We start from the raw sequence: 18,781 nt of genomic DNA, 5'->3' as shown, positions 1-18,781 counted from the left end.
GCTCGGGGTGTGGAGATCTGGCACAACCCGCGCTGCTCGAAGAGCCGCGCCGCCCTCGCGCTGCTGACCGACCGCGGCGTCGAACCGACGGTGCGGCGCTACCTCGACGACCCGCCGACCCGCGCCGAGCTGGAGCGGGCCCTGGCCGCGCTCGGCACCGAGGACCCGCTCGCGATCACCCGCACCGGCGAGCCCGCGTTCCGCGGGCAGGGCCTCGCCGGCGCCGACCGGGACACCCTGCTCGACGCGCTGGCCGCCGAGCCGAAGCTCATCGAGCGGCCCGTGGTGATCGACGGTGACCGGGCCGTCGTCGGCCGGCCGCCGGAGAACGTGCTGGGCCTGCTCGGCGACTAGCCCAGAGCCCGCCGCACGAAATCGACCTCGGTCGCGATCAGGTCCAGCTGGTCGGACACCACCAGCGAGCCGTGCCCGGCGTCGAACCGGCTGACCTCGTAGGTCACGTCCCCGCGTCCGGCCAGCGCGTCCAGGTAGTTGTCGATCTGCCGGATCGGGCAGCGCGGGTCGTTCTCCCCGGCCAGCACCAGGACCGGCACGCGGACCTCGTCGACGTAGGTCAGTGGCGAGGCCTCCCGGTAGAGGTCGGGCAGCGCGTCGGGGGAGCCGCCGAACAGCGCCCGGTCGAACGCGCGCAGCTGCTCCATCTCGTCGGCGTAGGCGGCGACGTAGTCGGCCACCGGCACCCCGGCGACGGCCGCGGCCCACCGCTGCGGCTGCGTCCCGGCGGCGAGCAGCGACAGGTACCCGCCCCAGGACCAGCCGTCGACGACGCAGCGGGCCGGGTCGACGGCGCCGTCGGCGACCAGCGCGTCCTGGACGGCGGCGACGTCCTCCAGCTCGGTCAGCCCCGGCCTGCCCTCGATCGCGTCCCGCCAGGCCGAGCCGTAGCCGGTGGAGCCGCGGTAGTTGACCTCGACGACGGTGAACCCGGCCTCCACCCAGGTGGCGCGGCCGGCGTCGAAACGGTCCTCGTCGGCGGCGTGCGGGCCGCCGTGCAGCACGAACACCGCGGGGGCCGGGCCGTCGGCGGTGCGCGGCGCCTCGGCGACGAGGCTGTGCACGGCGCCGCCGGGTCCGTCGGTCCACACGTCGCGCACGGCGACCGAGCCGGGCGGGCGCTCCCCGGGCGGGGCGACCAGGACGTCGTCGGTGCCGTCCGGGCGCAGTGCCCGGATCTGCGACGGGGTGGCCGCCGACGACGCGGAGTACTCGACGGTGCCGTCGTCGCGGACCTCGGCGGACCCGACGCAGCCGGGCGCGGTGGGCAGCTCGGTCAGCTCGCCGGAGGCCAGGACATAGCGGAACAGCCGGGTGCGGGCGGCGTGGGTGTGCGCGAGGAGCAGCGCGGAGGCGTCCGGGACGAACCCGCCGACCAGCTCGCCGGGCAGGTCGACCGCGAGCTCGGTGACCTCACCGGTGGTCGGGTCCCAGACCAGCAGCTCGTCGCGGCCGCGGCGCTCGTGGCCGACGAGCAGCCGCTGGTCGCCCGCGACGGGGGAGAACTCCAGCGCGGCGAGGCCGCGGCCGGGCCCGTCGTGCAGCTCGGCGAGGGTGTCCCCGGTGGCGACGTCGAGCACCCGCAGCGACGGGTGGCGGGAGTCGCCGTGCTCGGAGTGCGAGATCGCCAGCAGCGTCTCGTCCCCCGACAGCGCGCCGACGCCCGCGTCCTCGGTGTGCCGGTAGATCTCCCGGGCGTCGGTGCCGGGGCCGCGCTCGTGCACCGACAGGACCGTGCCGTCGTCGGTGGACACCCCGATCGCGGTGACCCGGCGGCCGATCTCCAGGCCCGCCGGGTAGCCGTCGCCGGCGCCGGGGACGGCGGGCACGGTGTCGGTGCCCGCCGCGGAGGACCACGGCTGGGCGACCCAGTGGCCGAACTCGTCGCCGTCGGTGTCGGCGAACCACCAGACGTGCCCGCCGTCCGGCGGCAGCACGGCCGAGGTGGTGCCGTTGCGCCGGTCGGTGACCTGGCGGTGCTCCCCGGAGTCGCGGTCCCAGGCGTGGATCTCGAAGGTCCCGGTCGCGTTGGACACGTAGACCGAGCGGGCCGGTGCGTCGCGGGCCCAGCCGGGACGCGACATGCGCACCGCGGTGAACCGGGACCGCCAGCGCTGCTCGCGCTCGTCGTCGAAGAGCGTCGGGGGAACGGGTGCGCTGGGGTGCGGGCTCACGCCCCGATCGTGCCGAACGCCACGAACGGGTGCACCGGGCGGGGTCGTCGGACGCGCATCCGGCAGCATGGAGGCATGCGGAGACCGGCCCGGCTGCTGCTCGCCGGGGTGCTCGTCCTCTTCCCGGCCGCTGCGGGCTGCGGTGCGGCCGGATCGACCGCCGGCACCGTCGTGAGTGGTCCGACGGTCACCGCCAGGGCCGACTCGCAGGGCCTCACCGCGGTCCGGTTCGACCACTCCGCGACGCATCCGGAGCCCGCCGTCCCGACGGTGCGGGTGCGCCGCGGGACGACGGTGGTGCTCACCGTCGGCAGCGACGTCGCGCGCCGGGTGCTGGTCCCGGAGCAGGGCCGTGCCCTCGACGTCAGCGCCGGGGGCACGGTCACCCTGCGCTTCCTCGCGCTGGGGACGTTCACCGTGCGGGTGGCCGAGCCCGGTGCGGTCCGCGGCGGGACGATCATCGGCCGGGTCGAGCCCTGGCACTGACCCGCCGGGGGATCAGGCGAAGGCGTCGGCCCGGTCGGCGATGGCGCGCAGCCCCTCGGCGATGTCCACACCGGACGGCGCGGTGCCGGGGTCGAGCATCCACTGGACCATGAGCCCGGTGAGCAGCGCCTGGTAGACGGAGCCGAGGACGTGCACGCGGCGGTCCGCGGCGGCCGGGTCGTCGGGCAGCGTGTGGAAGGTCAGGGCCAGGCCCTCACGGACCTCCCGCTGGGCCTCGGCGAGCTTCGCGCGCAGCTCCGGCAGCCGCTCGGCCTGGGCGAGCGCCTCGACGTGGGTGGCCCACAGGCGTCGCTGGGTGGAGAACAGGCCGACCACCCGGCTCCAGGTCTCCTCGACCCGGCGCTGCGGGTCGGTGGTCCCGCCCGCGGGCTCGGCGAGCGCCCGGTCGAGCTCCTCGCCCCAGGCCGTCGTCGCCCGCAGCAGGGCCTCGGTGAGCAGGGCGTCCTTCGAGCCGAAGTGGTAGCCGATGGAGGCCAGGTTCGTCCCGGACGCGGCCACCACGTCCCGTGCGGTCGTGCGGCCGAACCCCTTCTCGTAGAGGCACTGCGCGGCCCCGTCCAGAAGCTCCTCGCGGTGTCCCATGATCGCGGAACCTATCGGGTCGTCACGGACGTCCGTACACCGGCCGTTCACCCGGTCTGCCACTGTCGTGCAACGCTTGCGTGACGCCGGTCACGACGGGTAAGGACTGTCGTGGCGGTGCCCCCGACGGAGCGGGCGCCGGAGCGACGAGGAGTCACCGTGAGCAGACTGCGATTCGGCACCTTCCTGGCCCCGTTCCACCAGCCCGGGCAGAACCCCACCCTCGCGCTGCAGCGCGAGGGTGGGGCTCGTCGAACACCTCGACCGGCTCGGCTTCGACGAGGCGTGGATCGGCGAGCACCACTCCGCGGGCTCGGAGATCATCGCCTCGCCCGAGATCTTCATCGCCGCGGCGGCTGAGCGGACCCGGAACATCAAGCTCGGGACCGGCGTCACCTCCATCAGCTACCACAACCCGCTGTGGGTGGCCGACCGCATGGTGATGCTCGACCACCTCACCCGCGGCCGCACGATGCTCGGCTGCGGGCCCGGTTCGCTGCCCACCGACTCGTCGATGATCGGCCTGAACCCCACCGACACCCGTGAGCTGCTCGAGGTGAACCTCGACATCATCATGCGGCTGCTGCGCGGCGAGGTCGTGAACGCCGAGACCAGGACCCACACGCTGATCGACGCCCAGCTGCAGCTCGCGCCCTACAGCGACCCGTGTTTCGACATCGCGGTCGCCGCCGTCGCGTCCCCGACCGGGCCGCGGATGGCGGGGCAGCACGGCGTCGGTCTGCTGTCCATCGGCGCCACCCTCACCCAGGACGGCTTCGACGCGCTGGCCCACCACTGGAGCGTCGTCGAGGAGCGCGCCGCCCACCACGGGCAGCCCGCGCCCGACCGCAGCAAGTGGCGCCTGGTCGGCCTCATGCACGTCGCCGAGACCCGGGAACAGGCCTACCGCGAGGTCGAGTACGGCATCGAGCACTGGTTCCGCTACTTCCAGCAGGTCGCGGCGTTCCCGCAGATGGCGGTCGCGGGCGGCGACGTCAAGGAGATGATCGACTTCATCAACGACGCCGGGATCGGCGCGATCGGCACCGTCGAGGACGCGAAGGCGCAGGTGCAGAAGCTCGTCGACCAGTCCGGCGGGTTCGGCGCCTTCCTGCTGCTCGGCCACGAGTGGGCCAACCCGGTCGCGACCAAGCGCTCCTACGAGCTCATCGCCCAGCACGTCATGCCCGAGTTCCAGGGGCAGGCCGCGGGCACGCTGGCGGCCAAGGACCGGGCCAGCTCGACCCGGGAGAAGCACGCCCAGACCCAACTCGACGCCGTCGACACCATGACCAAGCGCTACGAGCAGGAGAAGGCGGGCGGCTGACGGGTCCCGGCGCGGCGGCTACCGGCCGCCGCGCCGCGGGCGCCCCGCGCCCGCCACCCACAACGTCAGCAGCACCGCCCCGGTCGGCGCGGAGAAGACCAGGAACCACCACGGGCTCAGGTCGGTCAGCAATGCCAGCACCGAGGTCCCGGCGGCGGCCGCGGCGGTGATGCACAGCCAGATGACCGTCAGGACCCGCATCGCGACGCCCCCGGCCGTCGCGGAGAACACCAGGCCGTCGCGCCGGGACGGGGCCGAGGAGGCGGGCAGGTCCAGGGTCACCCGGCCCAGGTCGCCGCGGCTGCGCATCCGCCAGACCTCGGTCACGCGCTCGTCGTACTCGGCGAGGTCGAGGTAGCCCTCGGCGTGGGCGGCGCGCAGCCGGTCGGCGACGGCCTGGCGTTCGGCGTCGGAGATACGGATCTGCTCGGGTCCCACCACCTCGTCCACCTCCTCGATGATGCCTGTCGGTGCCCGGTCCGTGCCAGGATGACCGCTGTGGCGGCGAGGGCGGTCCCGGCGCGGGCGCGGGCGCCGTCGTCCGGCCGGAGACGCGCCGGTGCCCGGCGGGACCCCCGCCGGGCACCGGGTCACGTGGGTCGGCTCACTCGCACGCGATGCCGTCGCCGTCGCGGTCGAGGGCCGAGCGGTAGCCCGGGTCGCCGCTGCTCAGCGGGGCAGCTCCGGCGGCGCGGGCCGCGGCGCAGTTCGTGTAGTAGGCCGAGCCGCCGCCGGACGAGCCGGAGGACGACGAGCCGGAGGAGACCAGGGGCTGCGGCGCGGCCGGGACGTAGGGCCGGTCGACGTCGGTGTCGGCGACCAGCGGCGCGGCCGGCGGGGCGGACTCGGTGACCGGGGCGCTCTGCGGCACCACGACCGGAGCGGGCGGGACCGGCGGGGCGGCGGCCTCGCCGATCGTGATCGGGTCACCGGCGGAGGCGAGCGCCGCGGGGCCGGGCAGCTGGGTGGTGACGGTCCCGGCGGCGACCCCGGCGACCGAGCCGGTCGACGGGCCGAGGACGACCTGGGTGAATCCGGCGGCACGGAGCGTGTCCCGCGCCTGCACGTCGGTCATCCCGACGACGTTGGGCACCGTCAGCAGCACCGGTGCCGCCGGGGCGGCGGGAGCGGCCGGGGCCGCCGCGAGCGGACGCACCGGAGCGGTGGCCGCGCCCACGATCCCGAGGACGGTCATGAGCACACAGAGCGCGGTGGCCGTCCAGCCGAGCACGATGCCGACCGTCGAGCGGCCCGGCGTCGACGCCCCGCCGGCCCGGAAACGGGCGCGGCCGGCGTGCGACAGCAGCGCGGCGGGCACCGTGACCAGCAGGCCGAGCACCGGCACGAACCCGACCACCATCCCCAGCACCGAGAGCCAGAAGCCGGCAGTGGGGGGGTGTTCCCGCGGGTCGCCGGGACCGGCTCGGCGACGGTCGTCCAGGGCTGGGTGGCGGTCATGACTGGTCCCCTCGTGGTGGCCCGACCGGAGCTGCTCCCGCTCCGACGAACGGCCTGTCGAGGGGCGTGACGCGGCCATTACCGCCCGTCATCAGGGTTGATGACTAGGGAGTGAGCACGAGCTTCCCGACCGCGGAGCGCTCGGCGTACGCGCGGGTCGCGGTCGCCGCGTCGGCCAGCGGCAGGGCCCGCGGGCGGGCCGGGTGCAGCTCCCCGGCACCGATCCGGCGCAGCACGTCCTCGGCCAGGTCCCGCGACGCGGCGGGGTCGGTGCGCGACCAGTCGCCCCAGTCGACGCCGACGACGGTCCGGTTCCGCAGCAGCACGACGTTCGCGGGCAGCTTCGGGATCGCGCCGGAGGTGAAGCCCAGCACACAGAACCGGCCGCCGGCGCCCAGCGCCCGCAGCGCGGCCTCCGCGGCGTCGCCGCCGACCGGGTCGATCACGACGTCCGCGCCACCGCCGGTGTGCTCGCGGATCGTGTCCTTGAGGGCGTCGTAGCCGACGGCGGCCTCGGCCCGGCGGCGAGCGCGGCCGCGCGCTTGTCCGGTGTGGACGCGACGGCGAGCACCCGCGCCCCGGCGGCGCGGGCGTGGTCGACCGCGGCCTGCCCGATCCCCCCGCTCGCCCCGAGCACGACGACCCACTCGCCCGGGCGGACGGTGACCCGGTCCCGGAAGGCGAAGGCGATCGTCCCGTGGCTCTCCATCGAGCTGGCCGCGACGCCCGCGTCGACCCCGTCGGGCACCGGGACCAGGCGCTCCTCCGGGACGACGACGTGGCTGGCGAACCCGCCGAAGCTCGTGAGCAGGGCGGCGACCCGCCTGCCGTCCGGGGTCGTCCCGGCGACCGCGGTGCCGGGTGTGAACGGCAGCGGCGGTCGTAGCTGGTAGCCGCCGCGGGCGATCAGCCCGTCGACGAAGCTGACCGCGGCGGCCTCGACGGCGACGAGCACCTCGCCCGGTCCCGGCTCCGGGCCCGGCTCCTCCACCAGCTCGAACCGCTCCGGATCGGCGAACTCCCGGCAGAGCACCCGTCGCACCACGCCTCCTCGCGTCGCCCACTGCGTCCGTGGGCGAGCCTCGCACGCGGGTGCCCGGCGGTGATCGTCGGAGTGGCCGCGGTCATGACCGGGCCGGGCAGGCCTCCCACAGCACCTCCCGGACGCTGCGCGGGTCGCGCCCGGTGATCCGGCGCACCGCGTCGCTCGTACGGGCCTGGGCCCCGGTGGCGACGAGCCCGTCGAGTCCGGCGAGCACGTCGGCGTAGTCGGCAGGCATGCCGTCGGCGACGAGCCGCTCGGCCATCGCGGCCACGCCCACCGGGCGGTGCCGGGCCGGCCGCCCGGTGACCTCGGTCCAGATGGCGCACACGTCGTCGTAGGACAGTGCCTCGGGACCGGTGACCACCACGTCCGGCTCCGGCGGTGCCGGGTCGAGCAGCAGTGCGACGGCGACGGCGGCGATGTCCCCCGCGTCGACGAACGGGACCCGGCCGTCCCCGGTCGCGGTCACGACGTCACCGGCACGCAGCCCGCGTGCGGTGAGGTGGTCACCGAGCAGGTTCTGGGCGAACCACGAGGGTCGCAGGAGCGACGGTTCCGGGACCGTGCCCAGGACGACGTCCTGCACCGCGCCCAGCCCGGGCGTGCCGCGCTCGACGGCGGCCGCGCTCAGGAGCACCACCCGGCGCAGACCGCGCCGGACCGCCCGCTCCAGAGCGGGGGCGACCACGGGGGCCGGGTCGGGGGTGGCGAGCGGCGGGAGCAGGTACAGGCTCTCGACGCCCTCGAACGCGGCGTCGTGGGTCGCCGGTTCCAGCCAGTCGAACCCCGGCGAGGTGGACCGGGCGGCCCGGCGTACGTCGGCCCCGGCGGACTCCAGCAGCGCGGCGACCCGCCGCCCGGTGGTGCCGGTGGCCCCGGTGACCAGGACCGTCATCGGGTGGCCTCCGCCAGCCCCGTTCGGCCGAGCACCTGCTGGACCTCCAGCGGGCTCCAGTGGTCGCGGTAGCCGGTGATGCCGTCCGGGCCGACGGTCACGACCGCGACGTAGTGCAGGGCGTAGTCCGCCCCGGTCGCGACGACCGTGCCGCGCACGCCGAACTCCACGACGACGGTGTCCGGGTCGCCGGTCGTGTGCCGCACCTCGTCGACGACGGCGGTGGGCAGCAGCAGGTCGTTGTACCCGGCCACGTAGTCGGCGACGGCGTCGCGCCCGGTGAGCGCGCGCGGCGAGCCGGGCGCGGCGAACGGGAAGGTCATCGTGCCGTCGGGGGCCCAGAGCGCGGCGAAGCCCGCCATGTCGTGGGCCAGCACCCGGTCCAGGGCCGCGTCCACGGCGGCGTGGGCGCGCCGGCGTCGGGCGTCGTCGTCCATCGGTCTCTCCGTTGCGTCGATACGGTTCCGTCCCGACGACTATGGACGAGACGGTACCGTCCCGTCCAGTCGCTATGCTGTGGATGTGTCCACTCCGCGCCGTGCCCCGTCCGGAGCCGCCGTCCTGCGGCCCGAGCTGACCGAGGCCGTCGTCGACGCCGTGCTGGCCGAGCTCGCCGAGGTCGGCCACGGCCGGCTGTCGATGCAGCGGGTGGCGGCGCGCGCCGGGGTCGGCAAGAGTGCGCTGTACCGGCGCTGGCCCGGCAAGGACGAGATGGTCATGGACGTCGTCGGCCGGTTCGGGGTCCCGGCCGAGCCGCCGCCGGACACGGGCACGCTCGTCGGGGACCTGCATGCGCTCGTCGTCGGGATGCGGGACTGGCTCGACCACCCCCGGCTGGCGTCGATCGTGCCGGACCTGCTCGCCGAGTCACGCCGGTCGCCGCGGCTGGCCGAGGCGTTCCGGGAGCGGCTGTCCGGGCCGCGCCGGGACCGGTCACGGGAGGTGCTCGCCCGGGCCGTCGCGCGGGGGGAGATCACCCCGGAGCAGGCCGGCGGGGTCGAGGCGGAGCTCGTCGTCGACCTGCTCGGCAGCGTGCCGTTCTGGCGCGTGGCCGTGCACGGCGGCCCGATCGACGACGAGGGTGCGGCGGCCCTCGCCCGGCTCGTCGCACGGGGGATGACCGCGCCGCACCGAGTCGGCCGACGGCCTTCGTGATCCACTGTCGCCCGGGGTCCGGCCTTCCTCCCGCCGGGCCCGCCGAGGGAGGAGCATGGTGGGCGTGTCGTCCGACCGCACGGGCCCCGGGGCCGCGGACGACCTCCGGTCCGACGGCCGCAGTACGCGCTGGGACGCGCACCGCGCGCGCCGTCGGGAGCAGGTGGTCGACGCGGCGTTGATCGTGCTGGGCCGGGACGGGCAGGACTTCGGCCTGGACCAGGTCGCGCAGGCGGCCGGCGTCACCAAGCCGGTGATCTACCGGCACTTCGGCGACCGGGCCGCGCTGCTCGACGCGATGGCCGAACGGGCCACCGACCGCCTCATGGAGCGGCTGATGCCCGCCATCTACCGGGAGAGCCCGGCGTGGACGCGGATCCACGACTCGGTGGACGCGGTCCTGGGCTTCCTCGACGACTCGCCCGGAGTCGACCTGCTGTTCCGCCGACGCCTGCCCGGGCAGCGGGGCGAGGTCGTCGACGCGGGCCGGGAGTTCATCGCCTCCGCGCTGACCGGCCTGCTCGGCGCCTACGCCCTGATGCTCGACGTCGACGAGCCCGACCTCGTCCGGGTGTGGTCGCAGTCGCTCGTCGGCGCGGTGCAGGCGACCGCGGAGTGGTGGCTGCGCGGCCGGGCGACCGGTGACGTCCCGGGGCGGGACGTCGTCGCGACCCACCTGACGGACCTGATCTGGGCGCAGATCGAGGGGCTGGCCCGGCGGCACGGGGTCACGGTGAGTCCCGAATCGCCACTCCCTGTGCGCGTCGAGCCGAAATAGGCGTTACCCCGCGTATAGGGTACCGTCGCGAGCCGGTCGCCCCGGCAGGTCTCGGACCCTCGTGGCGACCGCCGGATGTATCTGCGCACGGGCCCCGTCGCCGGGGAACTCCGGGCGCGCAGTCGTGCGGAGGGGGAGCCATGTCCGAGGGGGCGAACGGCGGAGGTCGGCCGGGCCCGAGACCGGTGCCGGTCGACGATCTGGCGCCGGGCGGGCCGCGGGCGAAGGCCCAGGGCTGCCTGTGTTCGGTGCTGGCGAACGCGGCGTTCCGGGCCGGGGCCGAGAGCAGGCCCTGCATCGATCCGCGCTGCCCGATGCACGCCGACCCGTCCGAGGACTGATCCCGCCACGGCGGGGCGCCCCGGCGCCCCGCCCTTCCGGGCAGGGCGGGGTTCACCTCGGGGGATGTGTCCCCGCCCTGCCGCCTCCCATCCGCAGGAGACGATCGTGTTCGACCTGGAGCGCGTGACCGCAGAGCTGCACCGTGAGCTCGGCGCGGTCCGCGAGGAGCGCCCCGGTGTCCGGCATGCCGGGCTCGTCACCCAGCTGCGCCTGGCGGGGGAGGTCGGCGTCCGCGACGGCAGGACGACGATCCACGCCGAGTTCGACGCCCCGGCCCCCGCGCTGCGGATGCGCTCCGAGCTCGGGGCGCTGCACGGTCGCGGCGGGCTGCGGGCCGAGGTCGTGACCGGTGGCGGGGCGATCCTGCGCTACCAGGTGCGGGTGACGGCGCCGGGGACCGACCTGGCCCGGGCGACGGGTCTGGTCGACCGGACCGGACGGCCGGTGCTCGGGCTGCCACCCGCCGTCGTCGCGGCGGGGCCCGCCGCGGCCGCCGGGGTGTGGCGCGGGGCGCTGATCGCGCGCGGCCGGGTCGTGCGACCGGCCGGGCGGGTCCGCCTGGTCGTCACCTGCCCGGGGCCGGCCGTCGTGCTCGCACTGGTCGGGGCGGCGCGCGGGCTCGGGGTGCTGGCCGCACCGCAGGAGACGGTGAGCGAGCACCGCGTCGTCGTGCGGGACCCGGAGAGCGCCGAAGCGCTGCTGCGCAGTGTCGGCGCGCCGGGCGTGGCCGAGGTGCTGAGCCGGGTCCCGGTCGCCCCGCGGGGTGCGACCACCGCGGACGGGTCGCTGCAGACGGTGAACGCCCGCCGGGCGGCGACGGCCGCCGCCGCGACGACCGAGCGGGTCCGGATGGCGCTGCGCGCGCTCGGCGACGACGTCGCCCCGCACCTGCGGGAGACCGCGCTGCTGCGTCTGGAGCACCCGTCGCTGTCGCTGGCGGAGCTCGGCCGTCTCGCCGACCCGCCGCTGACGAAGGACACCGTCGCCGGGCGGCTGCGCAGGCTGGTCCGGCTCTCCGGGGTCGCCGGACCCGACGACGACTGAGTCCCGCCGCCACGATCCGCCGCTGCGGCGTACTCGGGGTACGGTGTGGACTCAAGCATTCGCCGCCTAAATTAGTCTAAATCGGGAGGTTGCTTTTCCATGCCTCGGTCCGACTCGGCCACCAAGAATCCGGAAAAGGGATACGTCGCGCTTCTCGGGTGGAGTCTCAATGCGGTGGAGGCGATCGACCGCTTCGACCGCCGGTACGTCGTCGTGGCCCCGGACTGGGCCGAGGAGTACTGCAAGGAGCACGAGATCCCGTACGTCCCGTGGAACTTCGAGCGGCTGAACGACCGCTCGATGGAGATCGCGGAGACCTTGCAGGAGATGGGCGTCGACGTCGCCATCCCGCTGTTCGAGGAAACCGTCGAATGGGCCGGCGCGATCAATTCGGTGCTGCTCGACAACCCGCGGCTGTTCGGGCAGGCGATGCTGCTCCGGGACAAGGCGCTGATGAAGCGTCGCGCACAGCTCGGCGGGATCCGGGTGGGCATCTTCGAGGAGGCCCACGACCGTGACGACATCGTCCGCTTCCTCAAGCGCGTCAACCAGACCCTGCTGAAGCTCGACGGGGACCCGAACGACCCGATCCACATCAAGGCGTTCGACAAGGCGGGCTGCCTCGGGCACCGCGTGGTGCGCACCTACGAGGACATCGACAACATCCCGGACGAGGAGTTCCCGCTCCTGATGGAATCCCACCTCGACGGGTGGGAGTTCGCCGTCGAGGCGTGGGTGCACAACGGGAAGATCAAGTTCCTCAACATCTCCGAGTACGTCACCCTCGGTTACTCGGTGTTCGTGCCGGCGACCCCGGAGCTGGAGAAGTACCGGCCCGCGATCACCGCGCAGATCGAGAAGCTGATCAAGACCTTCGACATCGAGTTCGGCTTCGTCCACCCGGAGTACTTCGTCACCTCCGACGGCGAGATGTACTTCGGCGAGGTCGCCTACCGCCCGCCGGGCTTCAAGGTCTTCGAGCTGCTCGAGCGCTCCTACGGCTTCAACGCCTACCAGGGCCTCGTGCTGGCGTTCGACCCGAAGACCACCGAGGAGGAGATCGACGCCTTCTTCCCGAAGGAGGTCGAGGGGGCCTCCGGCGTGGCCGGCTGCTTCGGGGTCTACCCGCGCCGCCGCGTCGTCAGCAGCCTGCGGATCCCCGAGGAGACCGAGGACGACGACTACTACGAGTCGCACGACCTCACGTCGCCGGTCGAGGAGACCGTGACGAAGAGGACCGCGTTCGGCACGCACTGGGGTCTGCTCTACTTCTTCGGGGACGACCCCTACCGGATGCGCGATCTGTTGAAGAAGCAGGAAGAACTCGACTTCTACGTCTGAGGGCGGGTACCCGCCCACGGCCGTGGAGCCCGAACGAGGGAAGCCGTGTGAAACCGACCGTCGACGTCGCGAGTGGGACCTCGGTGCTGGACAGGCGCCTGGTCTCGCTCGACGACGCCACCCGGGACCTTGCCCGGACCCCGGACTTCGGTAAGACGACGAAGATCCGCAGGGTTCTGGAGCAGCTCCGTCGCGTCCTGTTGCAGGACGGGGGCCCCGCCGCCGTGCAGGCCCGCGCCCGGGACCTGGAGGAGGCCGGCGTGTTCGCCGGCACCGACTGGGCCCACCCGGACATCCTGGTCCCGGCGTTGGTCGGGGCGGGGCTGCACAGCGGCGTCGCCGACACGGTGGTGATGGAGGCGACCAGCGAGCTGCGGATGCTCGCGGTCGCCCTCGGGGAATACGACCACCCCGCGATCTCCGCCGACGAGGCCCGTCAGTTCCTGTCCCAGGTGCTGGCGATGAACCTCGAGCTGCTGTTCACACCGCCGACCGAGGCGGAGCGGGTCCACGAGGGCCGGACGGCCCAGATGATCCGCGACCTGTTCCGCCACATCGCCGAGGGCATCGGCTACGACAGCGTCCTCGACAAGCTGGTCGCCGAGATCTGGCGGATCCTGCGCCAGCGCCCGATCCAGGTCGACCAGGTGTCGTCGCTGATCACCCGGCTGACGGTGTGGCGCGGTGACCCGAGCGTGGACCTGTCCTCCGGGCAGGGACTCGACCGGCTGATCACCGCGCTGTTCGGGACCACCGAGGCGAGCCGCGAGGACCCGGGCATCGACGTCTTCCGCTCCCGGCTGGAGGCGATGGACACCGGAGGCCTGCAGTACGAGGCCGCCGGGTTCGCCCGGGCCATGCACGACACCGGGCTCGTGTCGCCGTACCACGCGGAGCTGCTGCAGTTCCTGCGCCACGAGAGCGACTACCTGCTCGCCGAGGCGCTCGGCCTGTCCGACACCGGCAAGAACTGCCTGCTGCGCTTCCGGGACCTGGTGCACCGGCTGATCGAGGAGGCCGTCACCCCGCACACCGCGCAGTGCATCTACGGCCTGGCGCTGCTGCTCGACCGCGGCATCCTCTACGAGCCGCCGGTCGTGCCCGGGCTGTGGCGCCAGATCGCGCTCGAGATCGGCCCGGCCGCGCGGGAGCGCCTGGTCGCCGCGTTCGGCGAGGAGCCCGCACCCGAGGTGCGGCTGCTGGCCGGTGTGCTGTCGATGCTGGGCCAGCCGCTCGGCGTCGGGCAGGGCGACAACCCCACCTGCCAGTCCGCCCGCGCCCTGTCGATGTGGGCCTACAACGACCCGGACTACCTGCTGCAGATGGTCGTCTGGGCGGCCCGCGACGACGAGATCGTCATGCACTTCGAGGGCCAGCGGATCTCGTCGCAGGAGAGCGGAGCCGGGGTCGCGGAGAAGCTGCCGATCGACCTCGACCCGGTGTCACTGGTCGTCGTCCCGCACCTGGACCGGATCTACGCCGAGATGGGCCGCCGCTGCTCCGACCGGCCCGGGGACCCGCACCGCTGGGTCAACCCCGAGTTCCACGGCTGGTGGGCGGCCCGCGGCTTCCACATCAACGTCGACGTCGGGACCGGCAACCTCACCGACCTCGACGCCTTCCTGCGTCAGTTCCACGCCGGCTACCACCCCGGGTACAACGGCGGCCAGCCGCTGATCCACCCGCAGCCCGCCGGGATCGCGGTCACCGACAGCGCCGCCCGCTACGTCGGCTGGCACGCCATCGCCATCCTGCGGGTCGCGCCGGACCCGAACGACGTGATGCGGGTGTACTTCTACAACCCGAACAACGACAGCGGGCAGGACTGGGGCGACGGCGTCGTCGTCTCGACGGCGGGCAACGGGGAGCGTTTCGGCGAGGCGTCGCTGCCGTTCGACCAGTTCGCGTCGCGGCTCTACATCTTCCACGGCGACCCGCTGGAGCACGGGGAGCCCGAGCGCGTGCCCGCCGAGGACATCGCCACGATCGTCGGCTACATCGAACGCAGCTGGGGCGCCGACCGGCTCCCCGCGGGTGCACTCCAGGCCTCCGACGGCCCGGCGGCCCCGACCGCCTGACCCCGGCCGTGGGGGAGCGACGCCGCCCGGTCGCGGCACCGACCGCGCTCGGCGCCGCCGGGTCGGTGCTGCTGACCGGCGGCGCCTGGGCGGTGGTGCTCCGGCCCGGGTCGACGGTGGCGCTCGGCGCCGCGGTGGCCGGGACGGGGCTGGTCGTCGTGGCCTGGCTGCTGCTGGTGCGCGCTCCGGTGCTCCCGGTGCAGGCGGTGCGGGCGCTGCTCGCCTGGGCCACGCCACTGCTCGTCGCACCGCCGCTGTTCTCCCGCGACGTGTACAGCTACCTCGCCCAGGGGATGGTCGCGCTCGGCGGCGCCGACCCGCACCGGACCGGTCCGGCGGCCGGGCTGCCCGCCGGGTCGCCGGTCCTCGCGCGGGTCGACGGCTACTGGAGGGAGACGCCGTCGCCGTACTGGCCGGTGACCGACCTGTGGCAGAAGGCGGTCGCCGCCGTCGCCGGGGACGGGGTGGTCGCCGGGGTGGCGGCGTACCGGCTGCTCGCCGTCGTCGCGGTGGTGGGGATCGGGTGGGCCGTGCTGCGCCTGGCCCGTGCCCACGGGATCCCACCGGGGACGGCGCTGGCGTGGGGGGTCGCGAACCCGCTGGTGCTCTGGCACGTCGTCGGCGGGATGCACAACGACGGCCCGATGCTCGCGCTGCTGCTCGTGGGCCTCGCCGTCGGGCTGCGCGGGCCGTGGGCGGCGCTCGCCGCGGGCGCCGCGCTCGTCGTGCTGGGGGCGTTGGTGAAGGCCCCCGCGACGGCCGGGCTCGTGGTCCTGGCGGTCGCCGCGGCCCGGTCCGCGCCCGGCCGTACCCGCCGGTGGGGGGCGGTCGTACTGGTCGCGGGGGTGGCCGCGGCGGTCGCGGTCGCGGTGTCGGCCGTCGACGCCGGCGGGGGGAGCTGGCTCGGCGCGGTCTCCGCTCCCGGGCAGCTGTTCAGCTGGATGGCGCCCACCAACTGGGCCGCGGCGGTCGCGGGCGTGCTCGGCGCCGACCCGGTCACGGCACTGACGGCGACGCGGACCGCCGGGACGCTGCTCGCCGCGCTCCTCGCCGCCGGGGTGCTCGTCGCACAGGCCCGCGGCCGGACCGGTGCGACGACGGCGCTCGGCCTGGTGCTCGGCGCCGTCGTCGTGCTCGGGCCGGTGCTGCACCCGTGGTACCTGCTGTGGGCGCTGGCCCCGCTGGCCTGCGTGCCGCTCCCGCCGCGGCCGCGGGCGGCGCTGACGGGCGTCGTGGCGCTGTTCGCGGTGCTGGTGCCGCCGCTCGCGGGGACTTCTCCGGGCGGCCGATGCAGCTCGTCGCCGCCTACGCGGGCGCGCTGCTCGTCGTCGCGGTGGTGGGGTCGGTGGCCGCCGGGACCCGCGCGCGGGCCCGCGCCGCGGCCGGATCATGCTGACCGTGTGGTGAAGGCACTCGCGCTGCGGATCGCGGCGGTCGTCGTCGGCGGGGTGCTGCTGCACCTGGCGTTCCCGCCGCGCACCGTGTGGTGGACCGCGATCGTGGCGTTCGCGGTGCTCTGGTGGGCCCTGTCCGGGGTCCGGGTGCGCCGCGCCGCCTGGCTGGGTGCGGTGTTCGGGTTCGCCTTCTACCTGGCGCACCTGATGTGGATCCAGGACTTCCTCGGCCGCGACTACGGCCCGTTCCCGTGGGTGGGGCTGTCGCTGGTCATGGCGGGGTTCCCGGCGCTCGGCGGTGCGCTCGTCGCCCTCGCCGCCCGGCTGCCCGCCGCGCCGGTGTGGGGTGCGCTGGCCTTCGCCGCGCAGGAGTGGCTGCAGAGCCGGTTCCCGCTCAACGGCTTCCCCTGGGGCCGGGTCGCGTTCGGGCAGGTCGAGGGGCCGTTCCTGCCGCTCGCCGCGATCGGTGGGGCCCCGCTGGTGTCGGTCGCGGTGGTCGCGGCCGGGTTCTGCGTGGCGGCGTTCCTGCAGCGTCCCCGCCGGGTCGTCGGCCTCGTCCCGGTCGTGGCGGTCGTGCTCGTGCTGCTCGCGGTGCCGGCCCCGCCCGTCGACGCGCAGGACGGCACCCGCACCGTCGCGGTCGTGCAGGGCAACGCCCCCGACATCGGGCTCGGCCTGTTCACGGCCGGTCGGACCCTGCGCGCGAACAGCCTCGCCGAGACCTCCGTGCTGATCGACCGCGTCCGGTCCGGCGCGGTCGGTCGGCCCGACCTCGTCGTGTGGCCGGAGAGCTCGCTGTCGACCGACGGCGTCGACCCGGCGGTCGACCGGGTCGTCGACGCGCTGGGCGTGCCGTTCCTGGTCGGCACCAACTACGAGGCGGGCGCGACCGAGACCGAGAACGCGGTGGCCGTCTGGAACCCGGGGACCGGGGTGGGGGCGCGCTACGCCAAGCAGGAGCTCGTGCCGTTCGGCGAGCGCATCCCGCTGCGGGCGGTCACGCAGTACCTGACCCCGTTCGTCGCGCTGGCCGACTTCACCCCCGGTACGGCGCCCGCGGTGCTGCCCGTCGCGGGCACCCGGGTGGCGACGGCGATCTGTTACGAGACCGCCTACGACCACGTGCTGCGCGACGGCGTCGCCGACGGCGGTTCGCTGCTGGTCATCCCGACGAACAACGCCTGGTACGGGCGGGGCGAGATGACCTGGCAGCACCTCGCGATGTCGCGGCTGCGGGCCGTCGAGCACGGGCGGGCTGCGGTCGTCGCGGCGCTGTCCGGGGCGAGTGCGGTGATCCGGCCCGACGGCTCCGTCGTCGCCGAGACCGGGTTGTACACCGCGGACACGCTGGTCGAAAAGGTGCCGCTGCGCACCGACCTGACGTTCGCGACCCGCTGGGGGACGTGGTTCGAGCACGGTCTGGCGCTCGCCGGGCTGCTCGTGGCGGCCGCCGGCTTCGGGTGGCGACGCCGGCGGGCGGGCGTCCGGTGACCGTGGCGGCGGGCCCGGCGCGGCTGTGGGTGGGGCCCTGCTGGGCCGTCCACCTGGGGCCGATGCTCGGACTCGACGCACACCGGGGTGCGGTGGCGTGCCTCGCGGTCGGTGTCGACGACGACCTGACCGTGCGGGTCGACGGTGCGCCGGACCGCACGGCGCGGACGCTGCTGGTCCCGGCCGGACTGCGCCACCGCATCACCGGCGGCGCGCACCGGGCGGCCTTCGTGTTCCTCGAGCCCGGTCGCGGGCCCGCCGGGATCGTGACCGGGCACCCGGCCGAGCCCGACCTCGTCGCCTGCGCGGTCGACGGCGACGGGCCGGGGCTGCGGCGGATCCTGAGCGACAGCGGTACCGCGCCGGACGCCCTCGCCGAGCCCGACGCCCGCATCGCGCGGGCGATCGCGGCCCTGCACCGGCCCGGCGGCCCGGACCTGCCGACCGGTGACCTCGCGGCGGCGGCCGGGCTGTCGCCGGGGTACTTCGCGCGCCTGTTCACCCGGCAGACGGGGGCCGGCCTGCGGGCCTACCGCAGGTGGGCGCGGATGCGGATCGTCGCGGGCGTCGTGCGCGACGGCGGAGACCTCACCCGGGCCGCGGCCGACGCCGGTTTCGCGACGCCGTCGCACCTCGGGCTGGCGTTCCGCCGGATGTTCGGCCTGCCGCCCGGGCGGCTCCTCCGGTCGGGGCTCGACATCCGGGTCGTGCCCGGTCAGGTCGCGGCGACGACGACCAGCGCCCCGGCCGCGACCGTCTCGACCAGGCCGTAGAACCAGATCGGGTAGAACGCGGTGGGCCGGTCGACCAGCCGGGACAGCACGCGCCCGACGGCCATCCCGCCGAGCGCGAAGGCGACGGTGAGCACCACACCGATGCGGAGCCCGGGGACGGCGAGGGCCAGCCCGAGCACGGCCGCGATCGCCAGGCCGAATCCGCCGTAGACGGCGCGCACCTCCGACCTGCTCTCCGGGCCGTTGGCCACCAGCCCGAACGGCCGGACCAGCGCGGCCGGCGCGGCCAGCGCGTACCCGCCCATGAGCAGGAAGAAGATGCCGACCACGACGACGACCACGATCATCGCTCCTCCGTCTCGGTGCTCCTCCGGCGGCGACCGGAGGCTCGTCAGGACGTGGGCGAGCCTGCCGGGAACGG

20 protein-coding genes are annotated in these 18,781 nt (G+C 75.0%); 11 read left to right on the top strand and 9 right to left on the bottom strand.

The window, feature by feature from the left end; all coding sequences use genetic code 11:
• Nucleotides 1-9: 9 nt before the first annotated feature.
• A complete protein-coding gene (gene arsC / locus AC0GKK_RS13805; protein ID WP_100879322.1) occupies nucleotides 10-354 on the top strand; it encodes an arsenate reductase (glutaredoxin) in 345 nt (114 codons plus the stop codon).
• Here arsC and AC0GKK_RS13800 read toward each other — a convergent pair.
• A complete protein-coding gene (locus tag AC0GKK_RS13800; protein ID WP_489881785.1) occupies nucleotides 351-2,189 on the bottom strand; it encodes a prolyl oligopeptidase family serine peptidase in 1,839 nt (612 codons plus the stop codon). The two genes, arsC and AC0GKK_RS13800, sit on opposite strands and share 4 nt — an antisense overlap.
• Nucleotides 2,190-2,264: 75 nt before the next feature.
• On the opposite strand from AC0GKK_RS13800, the gene AC0GKK_RS13795 reads away from it, so the two are divergent.
• Nucleotides 2,265-2,675, top strand: a complete 411-nt coding sequence (locus AC0GKK_RS13795) for a hypothetical protein (RefSeq protein WP_073575771.1) — start codon at nucleotides 2,265-2,267, stop codon at nucleotides 2,673-2,675.
• Between the two features lie 12 nt (nucleotides 2,676-2,687).
• On the opposite strand, the gene AC0GKK_RS13790 is transcribed toward AC0GKK_RS13795, so the two are convergent.
• Complete coding sequence (locus AC0GKK_RS13790) at nucleotides 2,688-3,278, bottom strand: TetR/AcrR family transcriptional regulator (protein WP_073575772.1); 591 nt, start codon at nucleotides 3,276-3,278, stop codon at nucleotides 2,688-2,690.
• 241 nt (nucleotides 3,279-3,519) lie between these two features.
• On the opposite strand from AC0GKK_RS13790, the gene AC0GKK_RS13785 reads away from it, so the two are divergent.
• Nucleotides 3,520-4,605, top strand: a complete 1,086-nt coding sequence (locus AC0GKK_RS13785) for an LLM class flavin-dependent oxidoreductase (RefSeq protein WP_489881784.1) — start codon at nucleotides 3,520-3,522, stop codon at nucleotides 4,603-4,605.
• Nucleotides 4,606-4,623: 18 nt separating this feature from the next.
• Here the strand turns inward: AC0GKK_RS13785 and AC0GKK_RS13780 are convergent, their stop codons facing one another.
• The 6 genes from AC0GKK_RS13780 to AC0GKK_RS13755 all read right to left on the bottom strand — a co-directional run bounded on the left by AC0GKK_RS13780 (nucleotide 4,624) and on the right by AC0GKK_RS13755 (nucleotide 8,440).
• Entirely contained in the window at nucleotides 4,624-5,055 is a 432-nt protein-coding gene (locus AC0GKK_RS13780; RefSeq protein ID WP_489881783.1) for a DUF1707 SHOCT-like domain-containing protein, read from the bottom strand.
• A 154-nt stretch (nucleotides 5,056-5,209) separates the two neighbouring features.
• Nucleotides 5,210-5,965, bottom strand: coding sequence for an excalibur calcium-binding domain-containing protein (locus AC0GKK_RS13775; RefSeq protein WP_489881782.1), 756 nt, complete (start codon nucleotides 5,963-5,965; stop codon nucleotides 5,210-5,212).
• A gap of 202 nt (nucleotides 5,966-6,167) precedes the next feature.
• Nucleotides 6,168-6,542, bottom strand: a complete 375-nt coding sequence (locus AC0GKK_RS13770; protein WP_489884023.1) for a zinc-binding dehydrogenase — start codon at nucleotides 6,540-6,542, stop codon at nucleotides 6,168-6,170.
• The gene (locus AC0GKK_RS13765; protein WP_489881781.1) at nucleotides 6,506-7,105 is read right to left on the bottom strand and encodes an alcohol dehydrogenase catalytic domain-containing protein; all 600 of its coding nucleotides are present in this window, start codon (nucleotides 7,103-7,105) and stop codon (nucleotides 6,506-6,508) included. The genes AC0GKK_RS13770 and AC0GKK_RS13765 overlap by 37 nt, the downstream gene beginning before the upstream one ends.
• Nucleotides 7,106-7,187: 82 nt before the next feature.
• Nucleotides 7,188-8,003 (bottom strand): Rossmann-fold NAD(P)-binding domain-containing protein, encoded by an 816-nt coding sequence (locus AC0GKK_RS13760; protein ID WP_489881780.1) that lies wholly within the window; start codon nucleotides 8,001-8,003, stop codon nucleotides 7,188-7,190.
• A complete protein-coding gene (locus tag AC0GKK_RS13755; RefSeq protein WP_062399596.1) occupies nucleotides 8,000-8,440 on the bottom strand; it encodes a nuclear transport factor 2 family protein in 441 nt (146 codons plus the stop codon). Before AC0GKK_RS13755 ends, AC0GKK_RS13760 begins: the two co-directional genes overlap by 4 nt.
• An 85-nt stretch (nucleotides 8,441-8,525) precedes the next feature.
• Between AC0GKK_RS13755 and AC0GKK_RS13750 the strand changes: the two genes are divergently transcribed.
• The 8 genes from AC0GKK_RS13750 to AC0GKK_RS13715 all read left to right on the top strand — a co-directional run bounded on the left by AC0GKK_RS13750 (nucleotide 8,526) and on the right by AC0GKK_RS13715 (nucleotide 18,399).
• Nucleotides 8,526-9,158, top strand: a complete 633-nt coding sequence (locus tag AC0GKK_RS13750) for a TetR/AcrR family transcriptional regulator (RefSeq protein ID WP_346106413.1) — start codon at nucleotides 8,526-8,528, stop codon at nucleotides 9,156-9,158.
• Between the two features lie 64 nt (nucleotides 9,159-9,222).
• Nucleotides 9,223-9,936, top strand: a complete 714-nt coding sequence (locus AC0GKK_RS13745; RefSeq protein ID WP_208823387.1) for a TetR family transcriptional regulator — start codon at nucleotides 9,223-9,225, stop codon at nucleotides 9,934-9,936.
• 185 nt (nucleotides 9,937-10,121) lie between these two features.
• Complete coding sequence (locus AC0GKK_RS13740) at nucleotides 10,122-10,277, top strand: hypothetical protein (RefSeq protein WP_226354787.1); 156 nt, start codon at nucleotides 10,122-10,124, stop codon at nucleotides 10,275-10,277.
• A gap of 106 nt (nucleotides 10,278-10,383) precedes the next feature.
• Nucleotides 10,384-11,322 carry a DNA-binding protein WhiA gene (gene whiA / locus AC0GKK_RS13735; protein ID WP_489881779.1) on the top strand — a complete coding sequence of 313 codons (939 nt, stop codon included), beginning with the start codon at nucleotides 10,384-10,386 and terminating at the stop codon, nucleotides 11,320-11,322.
• Between the two features lie 99 nt (nucleotides 11,323-11,421).
• Nucleotides 11,422-12,663 carry an ATP-grasp domain-containing protein gene (locus tag AC0GKK_RS13730; protein WP_062399604.1) on the top strand — a complete coding sequence of 414 codons (1,242 nt, stop codon included), beginning with the start codon at nucleotides 11,422-11,424 and terminating at the stop codon, nucleotides 12,661-12,663.
• 47 nt (nucleotides 12,664-12,710) lie between these two features.
• Nucleotides 12,711-14,741: a hypothetical protein gene (locus AC0GKK_RS13725; protein ID WP_489881778.1), complete on the top strand. Its 2,031-nt coding sequence runs from the start codon at nucleotides 12,711-12,713 to the stop codon at nucleotides 14,739-14,741.
• A gap of 8 nt (nucleotides 14,742-14,749) precedes the next feature.
• Nucleotides 14,750-17,626 (top strand): apolipoprotein N-acyltransferase, encoded by a 2,877-nt coding sequence (gene lnt, locus AC0GKK_RS13720; RefSeq protein WP_489881777.1) that lies wholly within the window; start codon nucleotides 14,750-14,752, stop codon nucleotides 17,624-17,626.
• Nucleotides 17,623-18,399: a helix-turn-helix domain-containing protein gene (locus AC0GKK_RS13715; protein ID WP_489881776.1), complete on the top strand. Its 777-nt coding sequence runs from the start codon at nucleotides 17,623-17,625 to the stop codon at nucleotides 18,397-18,399. The genes lnt and AC0GKK_RS13715 overlap by 4 nt, the downstream gene beginning before the upstream one ends.
• Here AC0GKK_RS13715 and AC0GKK_RS13710 read toward each other — a convergent pair.
• Nucleotides 18,342-18,707 (bottom strand): DUF4345 family protein, encoded by a 366-nt coding sequence (locus tag AC0GKK_RS13710; RefSeq protein WP_489881775.1) that lies wholly within the window; start codon nucleotides 18,705-18,707, stop codon nucleotides 18,342-18,344. The genes AC0GKK_RS13715 and AC0GKK_RS13710 overlap by 58 nt on opposite strands.
• Between the last annotated feature and the right edge of the window lie 74 nt (nucleotides 18,708-18,781).

It is taken from the genome of Pseudonocardia sp. P-1, from assembly GCF_058111925.1.
This window is presented reverse-complemented; position numbering and strand designations above follow the sequence as displayed.